Here is a 1,400-nt window from a genome sequence, read left to right on the forward strand (position 1 = left end):
TCGGCCTGCACCGTGTCATAGGCAAACAGGCTGGGGCGGCCGGGGCGCAGATGGCGCTCCAGCCGCTGGGCCAGTTGCACGCCAATCTGCCAGTCATGGCGCGCCTGGCCGGGCGCGGCCACCGCAGCGCGCACCCGCGATATGCGGCGCTCGCTGTTGGTGACCGTGCCCAGCTTCTCGCCCCAGGTGGTGGCGGGCAGCAGCCAGTCGGCATAGGCTGTCGTCTCGGTCTGGGCAAAGGCCTCCTGCACCACCACCAGCTCGGCCCGCTCCAGCGCACGGCGCACCATCGCCTGCTCGGGCAGGCTTTGCGCCGGGTTGGTGCAGGCAATCCACAAGGCCTTGATCTGGCCATCGGCTGCGGCCTCGAACATCTCCAGCGCCGATTTGCCTGGCAGCGCCGGTACGGCATCTACGCCCCAGTGCTGGGCCACCTCGGCCCGGTGCTGCGGGTTGGCCATGTCGCGGTGGGCGCTGAGCAGGTTGGACAGGCCCCCGACCTCGCGCCCGCCCATCGCATTGGGCTGGCCGGTCAAGGACAAGGGGCCGGCCCCGGGCTTGCCAATCTGGCCGGTAGCCAGGTGCAGGTTGATCAGCGCCGCATTGTTGGCCGTGCCGCTGCTGCTTTGGTTGAGCCCCTGGCAGTACAGGCTGAGCGTGGGCAAGCGTTCGCTGTTCGTGCCCGGCGCATCGGCCCCGCCCCAGGCCAGCCATTGGGCGGCCAGGTACAGGTCGGCCAGCGCCAGGCCGCAGACCTGGGCCACGCGTTCCGGCGTCGCCTCACGCACGATGGCATGCAGCTGCGCAAAGCCGCTGGTGTGTGCATCGACAAAGGGCGCATCGGCCCAGCCCTGGGCCAGCATGATGTGCAAGAGGCCATGGCAGAGCATCACATCGGTGCCCGGCTGCAAAGCCAGGTGCAGGTCGGCCAGCTCGGCGGTCTCGGTGCGGCGCGGGTCAACAACGATGATCTTGCGCTCGGGGTGGCGCGCCTTGGCCTCTTCCACCCGGCGGAACAGGATCGGGTGCGCCCAGGCCATATTGCTGCCGCTGATGAACAGGCAGCCGGCCAGGTCGATGTCTTCGTAGCAGGCCGGTGGTGCATCCGCCCCCAGGGTGGCCTTGTAGCCGGCCACCGCGCTGCTCATGCACAGGCGCGAGTTGGTGTCCAGGTTGTTGGTGCCCAGCAAGCCCTTGACCAGCTTGTTGAACACGTAGTAGTCCTCGGTCAGCAGCTGGCCGCTCAGGTAAAAGCCCAGCGCATCGGGGCCATGGTCGGCACGGATCTGCAGCAGCTGAGCGGCCAGGCTGTCCAGCGCCGTGTCCCAGCTGCGGGCCTCGGGCGCGGCGCCGCGCTGCAGGCGCTGCATCGGTTGCAGCAAGCGGCTTTGCCGCGCCAG

At 69.4% G+C, this 1,400-nt stretch carries 1 protein-coding gene; it reads right to left on the bottom strand.

All coding sequences use genetic code 11. The features are described from left to right. Nucleotides 1-1,400 (bottom strand): molybdopterin-dependent oxidoreductase (locus H928_RS0105945; RefSeq protein WP_027010603.1); only part of this gene is annotated, 1,400 nt, incomplete at both ends.

The organism is Comamonas sp. B-9 (genome assembly GCF_000410635.1).
GTDB lineage: Bacteria > Pseudomonadota > Gammaproteobacteria > Burkholderiales > Burkholderiaceae_C > Comamonas.